Source organism: Novacetimonas hansenii, assembly GCF_014843995.1.
Taxonomy (GTDB): Bacteria; Pseudomonadota; Alphaproteobacteria; order Acetobacterales; family Acetobacteraceae; genus Novacetimonas; species Novacetimonas hansenii.
Genome location: NZ_CP062147.1, coordinates 3207640 through 3225927, shown reverse-complemented (window position 1 = coordinate 3225927; position 18288 = coordinate 3207640). Strand labels below are relative to the sequence as shown.

General features: G+C 57.1%; 17 protein-coding genes and 3 pseudogenes. 10 read left to right on the top strand and 10 right to left on the bottom strand.

Features of this window, described 5'->3' with window-relative positions:
• Positions 1-28: 28 nt before the first annotated feature.
• From IFJ82_RS14040 to IFJ82_RS14025, 4 genes are all read left to right on the top strand, one after another.
• Positions 29-463, top strand: a complete 435-nt coding sequence (locus IFJ82_RS14040; RefSeq protein WP_003618893.1) for an SRPBCC family protein — start codon at positions 29-31, stop codon at positions 461-463.
• A 14-nt stretch (positions 464-477) separates the two neighbouring features.
• Positions 478-1191 (top strand): SDR family oxidoreductase, encoded by a 714-nt coding sequence (gene bdcA, locus IFJ82_RS14035; RefSeq protein WP_003618890.1) that lies wholly within the window; start codon positions 478-480, stop codon positions 1189-1191.
• 49 nt (positions 1192-1240) lie between these two features.
• Positions 1241-2131, top strand: coding sequence for an aldo/keto reductase (locus IFJ82_RS14030; protein ID WP_003618888.1), 891 nt, complete (start codon positions 1241-1243; stop codon positions 2129-2131).
• A gap of 151 nt (positions 2132-2282) precedes the next feature.
• A complete protein-coding gene (locus IFJ82_RS14025) occupies positions 2283-3209 on the top strand; it encodes a LysR family transcriptional regulator (protein WP_003618886.1) in 927 nt (308 codons plus the stop codon).
• On the opposite strand, the gene IFJ82_RS14020 is transcribed toward IFJ82_RS14025, so the two are convergent.
• Both IFJ82_RS14020 and IFJ82_RS14015 read right to left on the bottom strand, forming a co-directional pair.
• Positions 3163-3381 (bottom strand): DUF2274 domain-containing protein, encoded by a 219-nt coding sequence (locus IFJ82_RS14020; protein WP_003618883.1) that lies wholly within the window; start codon positions 3379-3381, stop codon positions 3163-3165. The two genes, IFJ82_RS14025 and IFJ82_RS14020, sit on opposite strands and share 47 nt — an antisense overlap.
• On the bottom strand, positions 3378-4472 hold the full coding sequence (locus IFJ82_RS14015; RefSeq protein WP_003618881.1) for a TrbI/VirB10 family protein: 1095 nt from the start codon (positions 4470-4472) through the stop codon (positions 3378-3380). Before IFJ82_RS14015 ends, IFJ82_RS14020 begins: the two co-directional genes overlap by 4 nt.
• A gap of 153 nt (positions 4473-4625) precedes the next feature.
• Here IFJ82_RS14015 and IFJ82_RS14010 point away from each other — a divergent pair, with 153 nt between their 5' ends.
• Entirely contained in the window at positions 4626-5492 is an 867-nt protein-coding gene (locus tag IFJ82_RS14010) for an aldo/keto reductase (RefSeq protein WP_338042253.1), read from the top strand.
• 357 nt (positions 5493-5849) lie between these two features.
• Here the strand turns inward: IFJ82_RS14010 and IFJ82_RS14005 are convergent, their stop codons facing one another.
• From IFJ82_RS14005 to IFJ82_RS13995, 3 genes are read right to left on the bottom strand one after another with little or no spacing between them, the layout of a single operon-like run.
• Positions 5850-6230 (bottom strand): very short patch repair endonuclease, encoded by a 381-nt coding sequence (locus tag IFJ82_RS14005; RefSeq protein ID WP_239026137.1) that lies wholly within the window; start codon positions 6228-6230, stop codon positions 5850-5852.
• A gap of 38 nt (positions 6231-6268) precedes the next feature.
• Complete coding sequence (locus tag IFJ82_RS14000) at positions 6269-7882, bottom strand: DNA cytosine methyltransferase (RefSeq protein WP_192264986.1); 1614 nt, start codon at positions 7880-7882, stop codon at positions 6269-6271.
• Positions 7883-7890: 8 nt separating this feature from the next.
• On the bottom strand, positions 7891-8070 hold the full coding sequence (locus IFJ82_RS13995; protein ID WP_192264984.1) for a type II toxin-antitoxin system prevent-host-death family antitoxin: 180 nt from the start codon (positions 8068-8070) through the stop codon (positions 7891-7893).
• A gap of 162 nt (positions 8071-8232) precedes the next feature.
• Between IFJ82_RS13995 and IFJ82_RS15950 the strand changes: the two are divergent.
• Positions 8233-8573: pseudogene (locus IFJ82_RS15950) on the top strand (transposase); the annotation flags it as partial.
• A gap of 260 nt (positions 8574-8833) precedes the next feature.
• Positions 8834-9757 (top strand): annotated as a pseudogene (locus IFJ82_RS13985) (IS630 family transposase).
• A 203-nt stretch (positions 9758-9960) separates the two neighbouring features.
• Here the strand turns inward: IFJ82_RS13985 and IFJ82_RS13980 are convergent.
• The 3 genes and pseudogenes from IFJ82_RS13980 to IFJ82_RS13970 form a co-directional block, all read right to left on the bottom strand.
• Positions 9961-11316: a hypothetical protein gene (locus IFJ82_RS13980; RefSeq protein ID WP_192264982.1), complete on the bottom strand. Its 1356-nt coding sequence runs from the start codon at positions 11314-11316 to the stop codon at positions 9961-9963.
• A complete protein-coding gene (locus IFJ82_RS13975; RefSeq protein WP_225578688.1) occupies positions 11316-13478 on the bottom strand; it encodes an ATP-binding protein in 2163 nt (720 codons plus the stop codon). Before IFJ82_RS13975 ends, IFJ82_RS13980 begins: the two co-directional genes overlap by 1 nt.
• A gap of 221 nt (positions 13479-13699) precedes the next feature.
• Positions 13700-14644: pseudogene (locus tag IFJ82_RS13970) on the bottom strand (DDE-type integrase/transposase/recombinase).
• 132 nt (positions 14645-14776) lie between these two features.
• Between IFJ82_RS13970 and IFJ82_RS13965 the strand changes: the two are divergent.
• A complete protein-coding gene (locus tag IFJ82_RS13965) occupies positions 14777-16315 on the top strand; it encodes a recombinase family protein (protein ID WP_192264978.1) in 1539 nt (512 codons plus the stop codon).
• 26 nt (positions 16316-16341) lie between these two features.
• Here the strand turns inward: IFJ82_RS13965 and IFJ82_RS13960 are convergent, their stop codons facing one another.
• Positions 16342-16767 carry a hypothetical protein gene (locus IFJ82_RS13960; protein WP_192264976.1) on the bottom strand — a complete coding sequence of 142 codons (426 nt, stop codon included), beginning with the start codon at positions 16765-16767 and terminating at the stop codon, positions 16342-16344.
• A 152-nt stretch (positions 16768-16919) separates the two neighbouring features.
• On the opposite strand from IFJ82_RS13960, the gene vapB reads away from it, so the two are divergent.
• Complete coding sequence (vapB, locus tag IFJ82_RS13955; RefSeq protein WP_456306888.1) at positions 16920-17171, top strand: type II toxin-antitoxin system VapB family antitoxin; 252 nt, start codon at positions 16920-16922, stop codon at positions 17169-17171.
• The gene (gene vapC, locus IFJ82_RS13950; protein WP_192264975.1) at positions 17172-17582 is read left to right on the top strand and encodes a type II toxin-antitoxin system tRNA(fMet)-specific endonuclease VapC; all 411 of its coding nucleotides are present in this window, start codon (positions 17172-17174) and stop codon (positions 17580-17582) included.
• A 61-nt stretch (positions 17583-17643) separates the two neighbouring features.
• On the opposite strand, the gene IFJ82_RS13945 is transcribed toward vapC, so the two are convergent.
• On the bottom strand, positions 17644-18267 hold the full coding sequence (locus IFJ82_RS13945; protein ID WP_239026136.1) for a DNA resolvase: 624 nt from the start codon (positions 18265-18267) through the stop codon (positions 17644-17646).
• Positions 18268-18288: the final 21 nt, after the last annotated feature.

Below are 18288 nucleotides of genomic sequence, written 5' to 3'. Positions count from 1 at the left end.
CCGGACAGACACGAACAGGAGCCGCATTATGATCCATGTGATGGCCAGCAGCGTTCTTCCTGCCTCCGTTTCGTCCGTCTGGGGGCTAATCCGTGATTTCGGCGCCCTAGGCAAGTGGTTGCCGGGGGTGAAAACCTGCGTGATCGAGGGCGATGAGCCCGGTGACCGTGTCGGCGCGGTCCGCCGCCTTGAAATGGGCGATGTCGGCGTGATCCGTGAACAGCTTCTCGCATTATCCGACGTAGATCATACTGTGATGTTCTCGATTATCGAGTCCGCCCTGCCGATCAGTAACTATCGGTCAACGATCAGCCTTCTTCCCATAACGGATGGTGACCGAACGTTCATTCAGTGGCGGGGACAGTTCGAAGCGCCCCTCGAACATGCCGCCAGTATGGAGGCCAGAATGCCGACAGGTATCTATCAGCCAGCATTCGACAGGCTGGCAGAAATCTTGGCGTAGCAGGAAATGCCGTCATGAACAATTTTGAGGGAAAATCCGTCCTCGTGCTTGGCGGCAGCCGCGGGATTGGGGCCGCCATCGTGCGCCGTTTCGCTTCGAAGGGAGCGAAGGTTCTTTTCACATATTGGTCTTCCCCGGACGATGCCGAAGTTTTGGCGGCTGAGACCGGAAGCAAGGCCCTCCGCGCCGACAGTGGCGACCGGGACACTCTCATCGCGCTGATCGCTTCGCTCAGTCCTCTCGACGTGCTGGTCGTCAACTCTGGAATTCTTGGCGCGGGCGATCCGCTGGAGATCCCCCCGGATGACATCGACCGGCTGTTTCGTATCAACATCCATGCGCCTTACCATGCCGCCATTGCTGCTGCCCGGACCATGCCCGCCGGGGGCCGCATCATCTTGATCGGGTCCGCCAATGCAGACCGTATGCCGATGACTGGCCTTGCAGCCTACAGCGCCAGCAAGGCCGCACTGAAAGGCATGGTCAAAGGACTGGCTCGTGATTTCGGAGCGCGCGGCATCACCGTCAATGTCGTCCAGCCCGGCCCCACTGATACAGACATGAACCCTGCCGATGGACCGCTGAAAGACGTGATGCACGACTTCATGGCGATCAAACGCCATGCCACGGGCGCGGAGATTGCGGGGCTGGTCGCGTATCTTGCCGGACCAGAGGCCGGCATCATCACGGGCGCCGCATACAACATCGATGGTGGCTTCGCGGCCTGACGAAATGACTGATCCCTTAACCACTCGCTGGAAATAAGGACCGAGGACCATGACCGATACAGCTTCCAACGCTGCCAGCTCCGGCACCTTCACGATCGGCGGCGATCTCGCCGTTCATCGGCTCGGTTTCGGTGCCATGCGCATCACGGGCAAAGGCATATGGGGACCGCCCACCGATCACGACGAGGCCATCCGCACGCTGAAGCGCCTTCCCGAACTCGGCGTCAACTTCATCGACACGTCGGACGCCTACGGGCCGGATGTTTCAGAATGGCTGATTAAAGAGGCGCTTCACCCATATCCCAAAGGTCTCGTGATCGCCACGAAGGGCGGGCTTACCCGGTCGGGGCCAGATATCTGGAAGCCGGTCGGACGACCGGAATATCTTCTCCAGCAGGTGCATAAAAGTCTGCGGAATCTCGGCGTCGAGCAGATCGATCTGTGGCAGTTGCACCGGATCGATCCCAAAGTCCCGGCGGATGAGCAGTTCGAGGCGGTCCGGTCCTTCATCGATCAGGGACTGATCCGCCACGCGGGACTGAGCGAGGTCTCCGTAGAAGAGATCAAAGCGGCATCGAAGTTCTTTGACGTGGCGACCGTCCAGAACCGCTATAATCTCGTGGATCGCAGCAGCGAAGACGTGCTCGACTACTGCACGCCGCAAAACATCGGATTCATCCCGTGGTTCCCGCTCGCGGCCGGCGACCTCGCCAAGCCGGGATCGATTTTAGACACCATGGCAGGCAAATACGGCGCTCACCCGAGCCAGATCGCTCTGGCCTGGGTCCTAAAGCGCAGTCCAGTGATGCTGCCAATCCCCGGGACCTCGAAGGTCGCGCATCTTGAGCAGAATATCGCCACTGCAGACATCACCCTGTCTGAGGAAGATTTCGCGGTGTTGGACGCGGAGGGACGCAAGGCGCTTCAAGCGGCATCTTGACCTCAATGTCGCACATCACCCGACGTATCAATTCATAAGAGAAGCCTTAAATCCATGGCCGGACGATATCTACACAATCCACGTGGAACACATGTCGGACAAGCACGGATGGAACAAATAGGAACCGAGGCAGAAAGGGACCATAACGACCATGCGCACTGCGGAACTCCGCTATTTTCTGGCTTCTGTTGAAGCTGGAAGTTTCGGGAAGGCCGCATCATCCCTTCAACTGCGAGTATCGACGGTCAGCCGAGCAATTGCTCGACTTGAGGATCAACTGGGTGTTGCGCTCTTTGAACGAACCTCCTCTGGCATTAAACTTACGACTGCGGGACGCATAGCATTACGCTGTGTCCGTCGCGTCCTGCGCGAGACAAATGCACTCACGGAAACACTCGACCGAAGTTCCTTCGGAGAAATCGGAGAGGTGCATCTCGGTTTTCATCTTCCACCTCTAAACGCCGTCCTGACAAGTTTGCTCGTCGAATGGCGGACAACCTATCCCGGCATAAGTGTCACACCACACGAACCGGGTGAAAGAACACTCCATTCCGCACTGATCGAACGTCATATCGACGTTGCCTTGCTTCCTGAATTAGCCCTTTCTCAACACCACCCGCATACTCCAATTTACTTCGAGCCCTTGATGGCGGCCGTGCCAAATACTCACCGCCTCGCCGAAAAAACAACAATTCAATGGACTGACCTCAAAAACGAAAATCTGCTTCTATGGTCGTGGGGAAAAGATAGGATCGGTCGTGATTTCTTTGCTACGCGGCTACCCGGCATTAATGTGCGCATTTTTGAAACGGGCAACATGACCCTGCTCGCTTTCGTGCGGGCAGGATACGGCGTCACTGTCGCAGCGCAAACTTATTCGACTCTCAACCTCCCCGGCCTGAAATTCATCCCAATCGACGAGGAAGATGCCGGGTTCAAGATCAATCTGGTCTGGCGTGCCGAAAGCGAAGATCCCGTAGTAGGAAAATTTGTCGCCTTCATGCGTGACCGGGCAAAGCCCTATTGGCGAGTTACCTCTCCCCGCGCAGCTTCCGAAAGCCCCTATCCGCCCCCATGAAACGAGCGAGCATTGGTGAGATCAGCTTCGCTACTGCGATCTCGGCCTGACCGCTCTCACGCGCCAGCAACCGCCCGTATTCAACCAGATCGCGATGTACGGTGGCCGGTAGCTCAATGGTCAGCCGCACCGGTTTGTCATTCTCAATCGGCCCAAGCCTGAGCTTTGTCATCGGGGAGCCTCCTGTCTGTAGGGGGAAAGAACCAGATCGCGATGCACCATGACCCGGACGGGAAAACCGCGCCGGATCGTATTGGTGGGCTGGATATTGAGCGAGCGTCCGACCATCTGCTCACCGATCTGGTTAAATCCTTGCGATCCGCCGGTGCGCAGCGCCTGGGCGATGCCATTGCTACCGCCAATATCGGCTTCTGAACCCACGCTCAGCATCGTCGAAACCAGAGCGGCCTTGAACACCTCCCCCCAGTGATTGTCGGTCTGGTCCTGCAACCCGGCGTAGCCCGCCGCATCGGCGGCAGGTTCGTTTTCTAATACGATCGAATCCCCGACCCCGCGTATCAGCCGGGTCCAGACCAGCAGCACGCGGGTCTGGCCGTAGGCGATCTGGGAGTCATAGCGGCCGATCAGTTTCGCGCCCTGCGGGATCAGCAGGATATGGCCGGTCGGACTGTCATAGACATTCTCCGTCACCTGCGCCGTGACCTCACCGGGCAGGTCGGAGCGGATGCCAGTAATCAGCGCGCCGGAAATGATCGATCCCGCCTGGATTACATACGGACTGGGAGCGAGCGTCAGACGCACGGCGCTGACGGTACGCTGGTCGACCGGGCCATCGAGAAACGCCTGGTTGCGATCGGTGGCAGCACCGGCGGCCAGAAGCGGGGTGGCACCGGCCGTCACCGGGGCGGCGCTGTTTCGCCCGACCTGCGTCTGGGTAAAGAGATGACTGACCCGGGCTGCTTCCTGCTCCTGGGCCATGCGCTGCTTCTCGGGATCGGCCGGTGCGGCGGGTGTCGCCATGCCGGGGGCACCCACGCCTGCCTTGAGGAACGGCCTGCCGAGATCGCCGGGCAGCGGAGGCCCGAGGCGCGGCGGGTGGGTATAGTCTCCCGGCAGGGTCGCCAGCCCGTCCGGCGTGGTGCGATTGCCGGTATTATAGAGTTCGGCCTTGCCCGTTCGAGGTGCCGGCTTCAGCGCCACATAGAGCGCACCCCCGACGCCGATGATCGCCATCAGCGTCAGCCCCATGATCACCTTGCGCGACAGTCGCGTGACCGGCGGTCGCGTCACGCGCATCCGCATCTCGCCGGGCGGCCTGACCGGAGGTACCGGTTTGCTCGCCTCCTCTGCTCCGGTGCTCCCGCTCACGACCGGCGCGCTCCATCGGTACGGACGATGCGCACTACCTGCTGGTGCTTCGCCCCAAGCCGCAATTCGGCTGCCGCGAACAGGCTCATCCGTGCGGCGCATGATCGCGGCGTCACGTTCTTCGACACGGCGGAGGTCTATGGTCCCTTCACAAACGAGGACGTCGTCGGCGAGGCGTTGCAGCCGATCCGCGATCAGGTCGTGATCGCCACAAAATTCGGCTTCCGCAACGGCGTGATCGCGGACGGGCCAGACAGCCGCCCCGAGACCATCCGCCGCGCGGTGGAAGGGTCGCTGAAGCGCCTTCGCACCGACACCATCGACCTGCTTTATCAGCATCGCGTCGATCCCGATGTGCCCGTGGAGGACGTGGCGGGGACGGTGAAGGACCTGATCGCGGCTGGCAAGGTGCGGCATTTCGGCATGTCCGAAGCGGGGGGCGAGTCGATCCGCAAGGCGCATGCGGTGCAGCCTCTGGCGGCACTGCAAAGCGAGTATTCGCTGTTCTGGCGCGAACCCGAGACGGAAATCATTCCGCTGCTGGAGGAACTGGGCATCGGCTTCGTGCCCTTCAGCCCGCTCGGCAAGGGCTTCCTGACTGGCACGATCAACGAAAAGACCACCTTCCCGACAGGCGATTTCCGCAACGCGACGTCGCGCTTCGATACGGAGAACCGGAGGGCCAATCAGGCGATCGTCGATCTGGTCAGAGAGATCGCGTGGAACAAGGGCACGACACCGGCGCAGATCGCGCTCGCCTGGCTGCTGGCGCGCAGGCCCTGGATTGTGCCGATCCCCGGCGCACGGAAGCTGGCTCATCTCGAAGACGATCTAGGCGCAGTGAATGTCCGGCTCTCCGGGCAAGATCTTCGGACGATCGAGAAGCGTCTCTCCTCCATTACCCTCCGGGGCGAGCGTTACCCCGCCGCAATGGAGGCCCTCGTCGAGCGTTGAAGGGCCGTTCCTGCGTCGAGCGGGGATGGACGGCCTCGCCGGAGGTTACTTCTGTGCTTACACTTTGGCATAATCTCTGTCTCACGCGGCAAGACGGGGTATCTCGCGATCCACCAATCGCAAGTATCGTTGGCTGCCTTCCCCCGCAACCATAAACACCTTAAAAACCCCGCTAAGTCGCTGACTTGGCGGGGTTTTTTGTTGCGCCACACACCACACGCCTATCAAATACATAATCATTTCAATGATTTGGCACCGGTAGGTTCAAATCGGGGTGTTTGATACCCGCAACCAACTGCTCCGTACGCAGGCGTACATGCCAGATGGCGCTCGGTCTCAGATGTCGTATCCCTGCCATCAGGTGGTCTTGCGAATTTCGGAAGAGAGGCGATTCACGATCCTCAAAGCGTCAGCTTTCAGATCACATTCCCAGACTGTGATAACAGTCCAGCCTGCTCCCTCAAGTGCGACCCTATTGCACCTATCTCTCTCCACATTTCCATCAAACTTCTTCTGCCAGAACTCGGTTCTGGTTGAGGGCATGGTCGTGTTCCGACATCCGGCATGGCGATGCCAGAAGCAGCCGTGGACAAAGATGGCAGTGTGATACCGCGGCAGTACGATATCGGGCTTACCGGGCAGGTCTTTGACGTGGAGCCGGAACCGGAAACCTGCGCGGTGGAGCAGTGACCGGAGGCGTATTTCCGGACCGGTATTGCGTCCCCTGATCCGTGACATGTTCCAGCTTCGGCGCTCCGCCGAAATCGAATCCACCATTATTCGTCATCCGGTAAGGCATTAAGGACTTGCGCAACAATATCCGCGATCTGCTTAGCAAGCTGGGGCGGAACCGCGTTACCAACTTGATGATACTGCTCCGTGCGTGGGCCTACGAAGAAATAGTTATCAGGGAAGGTCTGGAGCCGCGCCGCTTCACGCACCGTCAGGCTGCGGCATTGAGCCGGGTCATAGTGGATGAAGTAATGGCCGTCTTTGGAGATGTGCGATGTGATCGTTGTAGAGACGTGGCTAGCGAGTTGCACCCGGAACCTGTCCGAGAACATCTTGCCCGTTCGGCCTTCTTCGACATTCTTGTGATTAGGCAGAAGGCTTATCGGGAAATCGGCCAGCTTCGGGCTTCGTCCAGTCTCTTTTGCAAAGGTGGCGGCATAGATATAGCGGCGAAGATCAGACGCCATGTGGCTTCTTGCCTCATGGGCAGTCAGCACCGCCAGCCTCTCATCATAGAGGCTGCGTAGCACATTATGTACAGGCTTGTGGATGACGTATCGGGCTGACGATATTGCGCGAGGTGAGTTGAGCTCAATCAGATTGTGGAAATCCAACGCCTTGGCGATGTTATCCGCATAGGCAGCACTTTTGAGCTGACTACGGATATCCATAGACGAAACAGCGCGAAGTTCTCTTAGCCACGCTGCGGGACTGTCTTTCGCCTTTGAGAGGCCGCTACGAACGGGAGGCAGCGATCCAATGGTCTCCTGAACGGTCGGAGCGGTCATTTTTTTCAGTAGCCCCGGACGGATTTTTAGGTCGTTGCGGATGCCGACAATGAACATGCGATGCCGTGCCTGCGGAATGCCAAATTCCTCGGCGCGGACAACGAACAGGCGGGGGTCCACATCCTGCTCAGCCATCTCCTGCTCCGTAAGCGAATATAGTTTATAGAAGAGGTCGCTGGGTGCACTGGGAATAGCAGTTCTTGGATGTGAAAGATCGCGCACGATGCGGGTGATAGCCGACTGGCCGGCAATTGTAGCAGAAAGAAGCCCTTTCACATTCTCCATCACGAACACTGGCGGACAATGATCGACAATTATCCGGAGATATTCGAGGTATAGAGTATGCCGCTCGTCTTCAGCGAAATCTTTGCGGCCCATCATTCGCGAGCGCCCAACCAGCGAATATGCTTGGCATGGCGGTCCTCCCACGAGCGCCCATCGACGGCTGCCTCCAACACGATCTCGAATAATTTTTTTTACTTCGGCATGAGATTCCGGGCCGAGAGAAATCCGCAATGCTGCCGAAGCCGCGTGGGCATATTCTTCGGGATGGAGGTAATACATCTCCTCTTGGGTCATGCCTCCTTTGAGAAACGTATAATAATCGTCCGGCGCTTCTCCCTGAGGAAACTGGCGGATGAAGTGACGAAGAAGAAGTGTCTGATGCGAAAATATGTCTCTTTCGATGGACACTGCGCTCTTGAAGCGGGGTTTGCCTTTCTCATCTGAACTGAGGGCGAAGCCTTCGCCAAGGCCTCCCGGACCGGCGAACACATCCACTACGGGGAAGGCCATATTGCGCCACGTCTGATTGCGCTGAACTGCGGTGCGTACAGGAAATTCTTTGATGATCGGATCAATTTCGAGCATGTCTATGGTCAGATCTTGCTTTGCTCAAGTGACGCGGCAGATGCAAACGACAGCCGTTGAAACTCTTCGACGCTAACAACAACGACAACGGGCCTTCCATGCTTTTCCACTTGGACCGGCGCCGCTCTGGCCCGGTCAAGCAGAAGCCCGAAACTGTTCTTAGCGTCTTTAGCAGACATGATCTGCATGTCATCTGCTCCATTATAAATGAGCCATTTTAGCTATTTTGAGTATCTCTACAGCTTAGATCAATCCAGTTCCACTGTTTTGAAGATGATGCTACGGTTATTTCAAATGAGCACAGCGACTGCGCCCATCCATATTAATGCGAACCTGGCGTTGTTCCAGTTGCGCCAACTTTTGCCGACACGATGCTGTCGATGGAAGATACAGTCGATTTCCCGGAGACGGTGTTCGTCGACACCGGTTATGCCAGCGGACAAGCAGTCCAGAAACTGCAGGAAAAGGGCATTGAGCCGCTGATCGCCATGAAGGAGAGGCTGGAAACCACAAAAGCCGGAGATCTTTACAGACTACGAAAACGGATCGTGTCGCCAGTATTTGGAATTATCAAAAGCATCATGGGTTTCAGAAGATACAGCCTGCGTGACCTTGCAAAAGTCACGACTAAATGGCTCCTCTTTGCACTCGCATTAACTGCAAAAGAATGGCACGGCTTCAGGCAACATAAGCCGGGTAGCCTCGGTCTTATGACCCTAAAAATGGCCAACCCGACAGGCTGCTAGGTCCCGTTTCAGCCTAGATTAGTAACATCATATCATAATCCGGTCCTGAAAGCTGTGGTAAAGGGCATGAAACAGCGTGGCAAACCACTATTACGACAATCACTTGGTTGATCGCTTTGTCCTAGAGCGGTTCCACTGAACCCTGAATCGAGGGGTGACACTGAAGGCGTCTTGTGATTCACCGTTTTTTCTGATGGAGACGGTGATGGCACGAGCATTGAGTTATGATCTTCGGAAGCGGGTTCTGGAAGCTGGAGTTGGGGGAGCGTCAGCCCGCTCGATTGCGGCGCGGTTCGGTGTTGGGATTTCGACGGCGATCCGCTGGCTGCGTCGGGAACGCGAAAGCGGCGAGCAGACGCCCCGTCGTCAGGGCAAGCCGCGCGGGTCACGGTTGGACGCGCACGAAGCGTTTATCGCGGGCATGATCGAAGCGCAGAAAGACATCACGCTCAACGAAATGATGGCAGGTCTGAAAAGCGAACGTAGCGTCGGGATCGGTCGCAGTATGCTCAGTCGCTGGCTGCGGCAACACGGATGGACATTCAAAAAAGACCGCTCATGCACTGGAGCAGGAGCGTGAGGACGTCCTGAAACGACGACAGGAGTGGTTTGATCTCCAGCCTGACCTTGATCCGAAGCGTCTGGTGTTCATTGACGAAACCAGACTCTCCACGAAGATGGCCCGTCTGCGCGGGCGTGCCTTGCGCGGGGAACGCTGCCGCGCCGGTGTGCCGCATGGTCACTGGAAAACCACGACTTTCACCGGGGGGCTGCGCCTGACAGGCGCTGACCGCGCCCTTCGTGCATGATGGTCCCATGAGTCGAACGGGTTCTCATCCCGACACTGAAGCCGGGCGATATCGTCGTGATGGACAAACTTCCGGCGCATAAGCTGCCGGCAACACAGAAGGCCATTGAGCAGGCAGGGGCGAAACTGATGTTCCTCCCGCCCTACAGCCCGGACTTCAATCCTATCGAGATGGCCTTCTCAAAACTCAAGGCCTTGCTGCGCGCCAGAGCCGAACGGACTGTCGGTGCTTTGTGGGATACCGTCGGCGCGCTGCTTCCGGCTTTCACTCCCAGCCAATGCGCCAGTTTCTTTACAGCCTCTGGATATGAACCAGATTAAAGTGGAACCGCTCTAGTGACTCTCTGTATGGACCGTCCGTGGATACGGATGATGTTGCAAGCTTTGGAGATTCGACGGGCCACGGGATTGTCTGCGATTTATTTGTTGAATTATGATCCAACTCCGCCTTGCATCCTGAGTCTTGTCAACGGTGCCTGTTCGCTTGTCATGAGCGCAATTGCCATGTGCTCTTGTTGATTTTTCTAACCGAGGCGGACAATACCGGGGCGGCCAACGTAAGTTGTAGTATGAGTGATGAGTTGCATTAAAAGTTGTTCGCGTAACCGATAACTCACTGTCCAATTTTCCATTGCCACTGCAGGCCGCGTGATTTCGAACCGGCTGTTGACATGTAAGACGAATGGCTCAGACTGATCAGGTAGCGTAATGACGGGTGATCGCCACTCTGCTGCAGGCGGTGGGAGATTATTTCCTTGCTTATCCTTCAGAAGTCGCTCAACATGGATAGGAACCTCGACCGCAAAAAGCAATGGTAGGGGCCCCGGACGCTGCTGCGCATGGTCACAAATTGCACCTATGCGGACCAGCCTAGGTCGACATAGACCATGATGCTTGCGGTTGATTTTGAATTCTTGTCGCAGCAGATGGTCAATATTAACGCCCAACATATCTGTCAGATTATCATTATCCCATAACTCTAAGGGTACCTCACTTACCGCACCCCAGTCGGCCGGCGTAATTTGCTCCCCGCTTAGCATAGAGACATGAAGCATCCGGTTGATTCCTCCTGCCTCAAGGGGAGTAGCCTGCGGGAGTGTCTTATCTCCATATCTGGTAACAGCTTTACTCCAGAGTTCTGCCGTAGCGGTGACAGTCTCTTGATTAACGATACGGTCGCTTAGAATTGGAGCAAGTACAGAAGTAACCGCAGTTCGTGGGTCTTGGCTGACATGCTTTTTACCGACGGCTTCCACGGCAAGTCGACTGAGCACTTCATCTAACGCATCACCAAATTGCGTCGTACTGCGCCTTTCTGCTGGAACGAGGGATGTGAGTGAGGACAGCGTTTCGCCTGCAGCAGCAAGAACGTCTTTCTCCCACTCCATCAATGCGGCGATCTGGGGATTCTCGTTGAGCACAGACTCAACAGCCTGTTTGAGATCATCAGCTAACTCTATGGTACCATTACCGACATTGATAAATTTTTCTTTTGCCAGCGCCATAACTGCCAATGGGCGGCACCATGGCTTCTCTCTGTCTAGAGACTGCTCTAGGTAAGTGGTAAGAGCAACAGCCATATGCGCGTGCTCAGTCCAAAGAATCAGGATGAATGGCCCCCCGATCTCGCTGATGTTGTCCTCAAGGATCGAAGCAATATTGGCAAAGTGTTGTTTATCATCCGTAGTTTTCACCCCGGAGATGAGGTGAAGATCAAGGAATAGGGCTCTAACTCCTCGAAAAACCGTCTTTTCAAGGGGTTCCGATGGATCGAAGCAAATACCCATGCATGGTGCCCCTATCCGCTGGAAGGTTTCCAGAATCGCCTCGAGGTGCTTAGGCTTGTCGTCAACTGCTAAAAATCGTGGTGCGGCGAACATTACTTGCCCTTCGATTTTGGAAAGACTAGGGCTATTACGGCACCATCGAACTCTTCTGGCACACCCGCATCCTCTCGGTCAGGGAAGGCAAGCCGTCCACCATTCAGCTCCATCACCATGTTGGCATAGTAAAGGCCGACACCCATGCCGTCCGGCCGTCGACTAAAGAACGGCCTTGTGAGGCGATCGGGATCGTCTTGCAATCCAGGCCCTGTATCGGCGACGACGATCGCCGGCCCTTCGGCTATGTCATTACTAATGCCCATCCATATGGCTCGAGGCGACGTCTTCGGCTGTGATGGATTGTCATCCTCGGGCCAGCGGAAACGCATCCAATAAAATGCATTATCGAGCAGGTTGTTAAGCGCACCGAGTGCAAGGCTGAAAGCGAAGCTCGGTTCTATGTCGGCGGCATCTTCCTCAAGCATGGGGGCAGAGAGCCGCACATCATGCGTCCGAAAGCGAATTTTGTTGATGTCCCGAACGCGGCGCACAAGGTTTTTGAGGCTATGCGGTTTTCTATCACCTTTCCTTAGTAATTCGCTAAAACCATCTAGAATGCGTACTAATTCTTTGGCTTGCGTCTGGATGGCATCCGGTTTACCGCCACTTTCTATAGCATCGTACAGAACCCGGACACCCTGCTCAATCTCGTGAAAGACTACAGCCAAATTCATGCCTGAAAGACCTGCGCGAAGCATCGTCTCTCGCATTTCCTCGTAGTCGCGCTCGACCCTATTGATAAGAGGATCCATCTCTGCAGATAACTTGTGGCGGCTTGCTGCAGCGCGAAGTTCTGCTAAAGGCTTCTGAATACGCTCTGTTTCAGGATCCTTGCCGACTTTAGTCAGGATACGGATATTATCTTTGTCAATTTTACGTTCGGTTTCGAGGACGGCAAGGGCGCCAAGTACGATCTGCCGGAAACGGTGATATGCGTCATTTTCGACAAAGCCTTCTCGGTTTGTCTTTTCCTTCAAGCCGTCGCTGCGCTCGAGCTTTAGATCGAGAGCTCCAACGACGATATTACGGCTGATATTGCGGGTTGGCGTGTTGACACGGCGAAGGTCCAAGCCAAGCCAATCGTCACCAGTTTCGCCGTAATTATAAACGCGAATGCCATCACGATAGACACGAATGCCGCCGTTTTCATCTAGAAAGCTGGTTACTAATTGGCTGTCACCCAGCTTATTAAGGATAGCTCGGTCACGATCGTAAACGTAAAAAGTACCAGTTACAGGACCAATGCCGGTTGCTAGCGCGGTATCCGCAGTTATCTGCCGCGAGCCGCGTCGACCACCCGGCGTATCGTCGTCGCGTTCCGGTACGATCTGTAGCGGCTGGTTGGACTTCTCGACATGACGAGGTGCGACTTTGATGCCGGTCACACCTCGGAATGCGTAATCGTAGTTGAGACGTCCTTCATCGAAGGAAAAGCTGAAGCGCCAAGGGGCTCTTGCGAGAAGTGCCTCGACATCGGGGACGCCTGCAACCCAATCTTCGTGCTCAGGTACACTAAGAGTCGCCTCGAACCTATCCGACCTGCTTGCGAACGGCGAGGAAATGGACGTGATCTGCCGTTGCAGACGTCGGACATCGCCGCGTGTCCACTTGCGATCACGCAACTCCGTTATCGTGATACGGGTACCAGTCGAAGTCCCAATGAACACTTCAGGATCACGCGTGATCACTTCAACCGTAGCATCCGAGAGAAACGGTTTGGCAATCAGCGCACTCCAGTCGATTATTACCACAACTTCCTTCTGACCGGCCGCGCGCGTGATTAGTTCGATAGAGTCGCCTAGCTTATGAACAGCGAAGCGTCCTACCCCTTTCTCGCCAAGTGGAAGGCGATTTAGCTGGGTACGTCGCATTTCTTTGCGCTGGATTTCCCTGTGATCATGCGCAGGCACTAGCCAGATGTTCTTGACAGTCTCAGGAGACATGCCAACGCCGTTGTCGATGACTGTGATCGATGGTGAAGTGCTGTCAATCTTGTTGATTGTAACCTGCACGTCTTCGGCATCAGCATCGTAGGCGTTTTTGACTAGTTCAAATACAGCTAGCCGAGACGTGCCGATCAACTGGTCACCCAGCAGTTGTAGCAGCCGTGCACGTGGTCGGAAGCTGAGCTGTTCGTGAGGATTTTCAGTTATGGTCATATTCGGCATTCAAATGGCGTTGATCAACTTACTGCATGCGACTTTTTGTATATTCTAATTCTATCTAAGGCCGGATGGAACCCCTCTCCTCTACTCTAATCCGGCTTATATCCAGCTGTTACGAAGAAACTGGGGCGTGCTCTGGGGATGAAAGTGGAGAGCACGACAACAAAGAGGTATTCCACAACGCGCCGACAGTCCATTCGACTTTTGGCCGTAGCCTAGCTGTGAGGTTGTGAAACGTCATTGGCGTGGATCATGGTGCGATCGACATCATCCATGATATCGGTCTTTTTATCGGAAGTGTAGCTGCGATTACGAAGACGTGGTTGCAACTGGATGCGTTCATTTACCTTTGCGGCAGGCGAGAGGCCGCCCAGAACCCGCTGCCGGTGCTGGTTGTAAGCATGATTGAACCCGCGCAGCAGGATCTCGAGATCTGTGTGGTGCGCGACGTTGATTGGAAGGACCTCAGTTGCGACGCGACCATTGAATCGCTCGGCCATGCCGTTCGTCTGGGGCGAGTAGGTCCGGGTCTGCCGCTGATCCACCCTCTGGCCCCGGCATGCTTTCTCGAACGCATCCGCAGTGAAACATGAGCCTCGGTCGGTTAGGATATGAGTGATCCGGAAGGGAAAAGCCTCTTTGACGGTAGTGAGAAAGTTTACGGCATTGGCCGCTGTCTCGGCGTCGTAGACGGCCAGATGCACGAAACGCGAACAGCGATCGATCGCGACGTAGAGGAAGCGCTTGCGGGCCTCCCCATCCGCGGTCTGCAGCTTCGGCAGATGCTTCACGTCGATATGGACGTAGCCAAGGTCATAATTCCTGAACGTGCCATCACCCCGGGCCGGGTGAAGCTGTTCTTATGGCGGCCGGCGGTTGAGACCTGCGTCCTTCAGGAAAGGCCAGACACTGTCTCGGTTGAGGTGCGGCAGGAAGTGGTACATCGCAAAGGTCAGGTCATCGAGCCCGAATTCGGTCGTTCGCCGCAGGTGACAGATGATCGCGCGCTCTTCCTCCGTCGCCTTCTAGGCTAACGATCGGGGCTTGTTGCTCCGGTCCGTGCATCCCTCCACGTCGCGCTTGCGCCATTTGCGTACCGTCTCGTCGTTGATGCAGAAGCGGCGCACCAGCACGTCGGTTGCGTCCGTGGACCGCGCGATTTCGGCCCGGACAGAAGGGGGCGTCCGGGCCTGCTGGACCTGTCACAACTTGGCACGTCGCGCCTCCGGTCATTCTGCGGGATCTCAAGGTGCTGAAAAACGGGCATAAGCGGGCACTTTTGGACGATGCTCATGCTCAAGGCTGCCCTGTATGCCCGCTATTCTTCCGACCTGCAGAACCCCGGTTCCATCGACGCCCAGTTGAGGCTCTGTCGGGAACTGGCGGAGCGGCAAGGCTGGGAGATCGTGGGGCTATATCATGACGAGGCGGTTTCGGGCGCCAGCCTGCAGGGACGCGACGGACTTCAGCGCCTGATGGAGGATGGCAGGGCCAGACAATTCGACATTGTCTGCGCCGAAGCGCTTGACCGGATTTCCCGGGATCAGGAGGACATGGCGCGGATCCATAAACGGCTGCGCTTCGTCGGGGTTGCCCTGCACACGGTGTCCGACGGACGGGTTGACGAACTGCAGGTGGGCTTCCGGGGTACGATGAACGCGCTGTTCCTCAGGGATCTCGCCGAGAAAACCCACCGTGGTCTGCGGGGACGGGTGGAGCAGGGCCGCTCCGGAGGCGGGCTCGCCTATGGGTATGATGTCGCCACCGATCAGGGGGAAGGGGCGCGACAGATCAATGAACGTGAGGCCGCGGTGATCCGTCGAATCTTCAGGAACTTCGCTGATGGCCAGACGCCAGGACGTATCGCGGTCGCACTGAACGCCGAGGATATTTGCGGGCCTCGAAACCGGCTCTGGTCCGGCACGACCATCCGGGGACATCGCAGCCGTGGCACCGGGATCATCAACAATGAACTCTATCGTGGAGTGCTGGTCTGGAACAGGCAGCGTTACCTCAAGGACCCGCAGACAGGCCGCCGCCTGGCGCGACCCAACCCACCTGAAAGCTGGATCCGGACCGAGGTGCCGGAACTGCGGATCGTGAGTGATGCGCTCTGGCAGGCCGTGCAGTTACGGCAGGATGAAATCGAAAACCGCAGCCGGGCGATTGCCGAAGGCGTGCGGATTGCTGCGAAGGCGAGGGAGCAGGGGCTTCTGCCGGCATCTTCCGGGCTGTGTCGACTGCTGGCCTGCGGACTGTGTGGCGGAGAGATCATTCATGTCGGACGGCAACGCTATGGCTGCGCTGCGCATGCCCGGAAAAAGGCGTGTGACAATCGCCGGACGGTGGAGAGACGGGTCATGGATGCGGAAATCCGTTCGGTGTTGGAGGAAGCCGCCGTTACGATCATGCTTCATGCGGAACCGCTGGAGCAGGAGACACAGGCGCAGGGTGATCTGCAGGAGAGGCGGATGGAGCAGGAGCGCCAGGAGCTTGTGGTGGTCGATGGGCGTATCCAGTCAGTGATGACGGCAATCGAGGATGGGCTCTATACGCCTGCGCTGAAGACGCGCATGCAGCAACTCGAAGATCGGGCGGCCCAGTTGCGTGCCAGCCTGCAGATTGCCGGCGCCCACCAACGTGCGGTTCTGACGGCTCCACGCCGCTTCACGACACAGGCCCGCAAGCTGATCGGCGCGCTGAGGGAAAGGGATGATACGGAAACCGTGCTGAAGCTGCGGAGGATGATCGGGCCGGTTGCCATGACACCGGCAGCCGGACAGTCGGGGTTACGCTTCACGTTGCGGGCCCGCAGGGTGTGCGAGGGGTGAAGTGAAGAGGTTCACCCGGCTGGCGGTCAGGCGAAGGTTCCTTCCGCAATGCTGTGGGCAAGCTGGACGACCAGTGCGTCCCTGCCATCACGAAGCGCTTCCAGGGCTGTCTGACCGGCAAGTTCGGGATGAGATTGCATCAGGAAGCGGTAAATGGTCCATCCGCTATCGCCCAGCGCATCGAAAAGCGCGGGCAGGACAGGGAAGGGCTGTCTCGTTGCGTCGATCTGCCAGACTGGATAGCGGATTTCCCGTGGTGAGGATCCTGGCAGAACGAGGACAGCATGGGCCTGTTTCAGATCACGCAGGTCTGAGACAGTGAGGCCGAGGCGGTGGGCAAAAGCCTCAACCGTCAGCATGTCCGGATCTGACAGAATGGTGGCTGCCAGGTGGCGACCCCGTTCTTTTGCCCGGGCGAAAGCGTCACTTTGTGTTCGTGGCCTGTCTGTCATGAATGCTGTCTTTTTATCTTTCCGGGAGAGAGGAGAGCGATCCCATCATGGGGCAGGCGGAAGGGCCACTGTATCACCTGTCCGGATTGTAGGCATGTGGTGCGGAGGGGCCCGAAAGTACGGGACATCTTTGTTGAAATGGGATATACATTATGCATATCCATTGGGAGGGATGGCCGATGCTGACCCGTACGACACTCTTTCTATCCAACCGCTCGCAGGCAGTGCGTCTGCCGAAGATGGTCGCCTTCGGGGAGCAGGTGCGTGACGTCGTCATTATGTCCGAAGGTTCACGACGGATCATCGCCCCCGCTGACGCAGCGTGGGATGATTTCTTTGCGGCTCCCAGGGTGGATCTGGGAGAGCGGAACCAGCCGGCCATGCAGGAACGTGAGGCGCTCTGAATGCTGCGTTACCTGCTGGATACGAACCTCTGTATCCGGGTATTGCGAGATCGGCCGCAGGGGCTGCGTCCGAGGTTCAACAACTGTGCGGAGGAACTCTGCATCTCGGACGTGGTTCTGTATGAACTGCTTTATGGCGCGGAACGCTCGTCTGATCCCGTGCGCACAAGACGTGAGGTCGAGCACTTTGCTGCAAGGCTGGCGATCCTGCCATTCGACAGTGAAGCGGCCGCCCATACGGCAGACATTCGGGCCGAACTTGAACGGAATGGCCGTATCATAGGTCCATATGATCTCATGATTGCCGGGCATGCCCGGAGCAGAGGGCTGATTGTGGTGACCGGCAATCTGCGAGAATTTCAGCGGGTAGAGGGTCTTCGAACCGAGGACTGGCTGACTGACACGGTCTGATCGAAAGAGGTCACAGCGAGATAGAATATTGATAAAAACGATTGTTTATCAATCGACTATGTCATGCAGCGAGCCTCTCTACGAACCCGCTGACAAGCAGCAGTTTTCTTTGGTTGCAGGCCCCCGCAACCACCGATACCGACACTCCCGAAGCCCTGGCTCCGGGAGTGTTTCTTTTTTCAGTCTTTCCAATGGCTTGCCGCTCGATCCAGGTCAGGATCGTCCCCAATTCCCCATACAGCATCGCGTCGATCTCGCCCCGGCTCGGGCCGGGCGTCAGCACGACCTTCTCGATCAGCGCCCGAAGTGCCTCAGCGGCTTCCAGCCGTTCCTCGGGGCGGTTGAGGGCGTCGGTCAGGCGGCCGACCTTGCGGGCATAGACTGCCGAAGCACTTGACAGCATGTCCGGGACAGCATCGGGAACGTCGGACAGCAAGGATGCCAGTTCAGCCTTGCGGGCTTCGAGCGTATCCATCTCCGCTTTCATGCTGGGATGGAACATACCTTCCTTGATGGCCTCAATGATGCCCCGGATCTGTTTCTCGACTTTCACCTGTTCCACCTGCCAGACATCGGTATTGGAGCGACGCTCGCGATTGAGACGATTGGTCTCCTCAGCATAGGCCCGCATCGCTTCGGCCGCGATCTCCGGCGCCATCATCCGGTCCTTCAGACCGGAGAGCACCCGGCGTTCCAGGTCGGGGCG

What these genes read in the sequence shown, in the direction of transcription:
- IFJ82_RS14040 (WP_003618893.1), top strand. Translation starts at nt 29, where the DNA reads ATGATCCATGTGATGGCCAGCAGCGTTCTTCCTGCCTCCGTTTCGTCC.
- bdcA (WP_003618890.1), top strand. Translation starts at nt 478, where the DNA reads ATGAACAATTTTGAGGGAAAATCCGTCCTCGTGCTTGGCGGCAGCCGC.
- IFJ82_RS14030 (WP_003618888.1), top strand. Translation starts at nt 1,241, where the DNA reads ATGACCGATACAGCTTCCAACGCTGCCAGCTCCGGCACCTTCACGATC.
- IFJ82_RS14025 (WP_003618886.1), top strand. Translation starts at nt 2,283, where the DNA reads ATGCGCACTGCGGAACTCCGCTATTTTCTGGCTTCTGTTGAAGCTGGA.
- IFJ82_RS14020 (WP_003618883.1), bottom strand. Translation starts at nt 3,381, where the DNA reads ATGACAAAGCTCAGGCTTGGGCCGATTGAGAATGACAAACCGGTGCGG.
- IFJ82_RS14015 (WP_003618881.1), bottom strand. Translation starts at nt 4,472, where the DNA reads ATGCGGATGCGCGTGACGCGACCGCCGGTCACGCGACTGTCGCGCAAG.
- IFJ82_RS14005 (WP_239026137.1), bottom strand. Translation starts at nt 6,230, where the DNA reads ATGTCACGGATCAGGGGACGCAATACCGGTCCGGAAATACGCCTCCGG.
- IFJ82_RS14000 (WP_192264986.1), bottom strand. Translation starts at nt 7,882, where the DNA reads ATGCTCGAAATTGATCCGATCATCAAAGAATTTCCTGTACGCACCGCA.
- IFJ82_RS13995 (WP_192264984.1), bottom strand. Translation starts at nt 8,070, where the DNA reads ATGCAGATCATGTCTGCTAAAGACGCTAAGAACAGTTTCGGGCTTCTG.
- IFJ82_RS13980 (WP_192264982.1), bottom strand. Translation starts at nt 11,316, where the DNA reads ATGTTCGCCGCACCACGATTTTTAGCAGTTGACGACAAGCCTAAGCAC.
- IFJ82_RS13975 (WP_225578688.1), bottom strand. Translation starts at nt 13,478, where the DNA reads ATGACCATAACTGAAAATCCTCACGAACAGCTCAGCTTCCGACCACGT.
- IFJ82_RS13965 (WP_192264978.1), top strand. Translation starts at nt 14,777, where the DNA reads ATGCTCAAGGCTGCCCTGTATGCCCGCTATTCTTCCGACCTGCAGAAC.
- IFJ82_RS13960 (WP_192264976.1), bottom strand. Translation starts at nt 16,767, where the DNA reads ATGACAGACAGGCCACGAACACAAAGTGACGCTTTCGCCCGGGCAAAA.
- vapB (WP_456306888.1), top strand. Translation starts at nt 16,920, where the DNA reads ATGCATATCCATTGGGAGGGATGGCCGATGCTGACCCGTACGACACTC.
- vapC (WP_192264975.1), top strand. Translation starts at nt 17,172, where the DNA reads ATGCTGCGTTACCTGCTGGATACGAACCTCTGTATCCGGGTATTGCGA.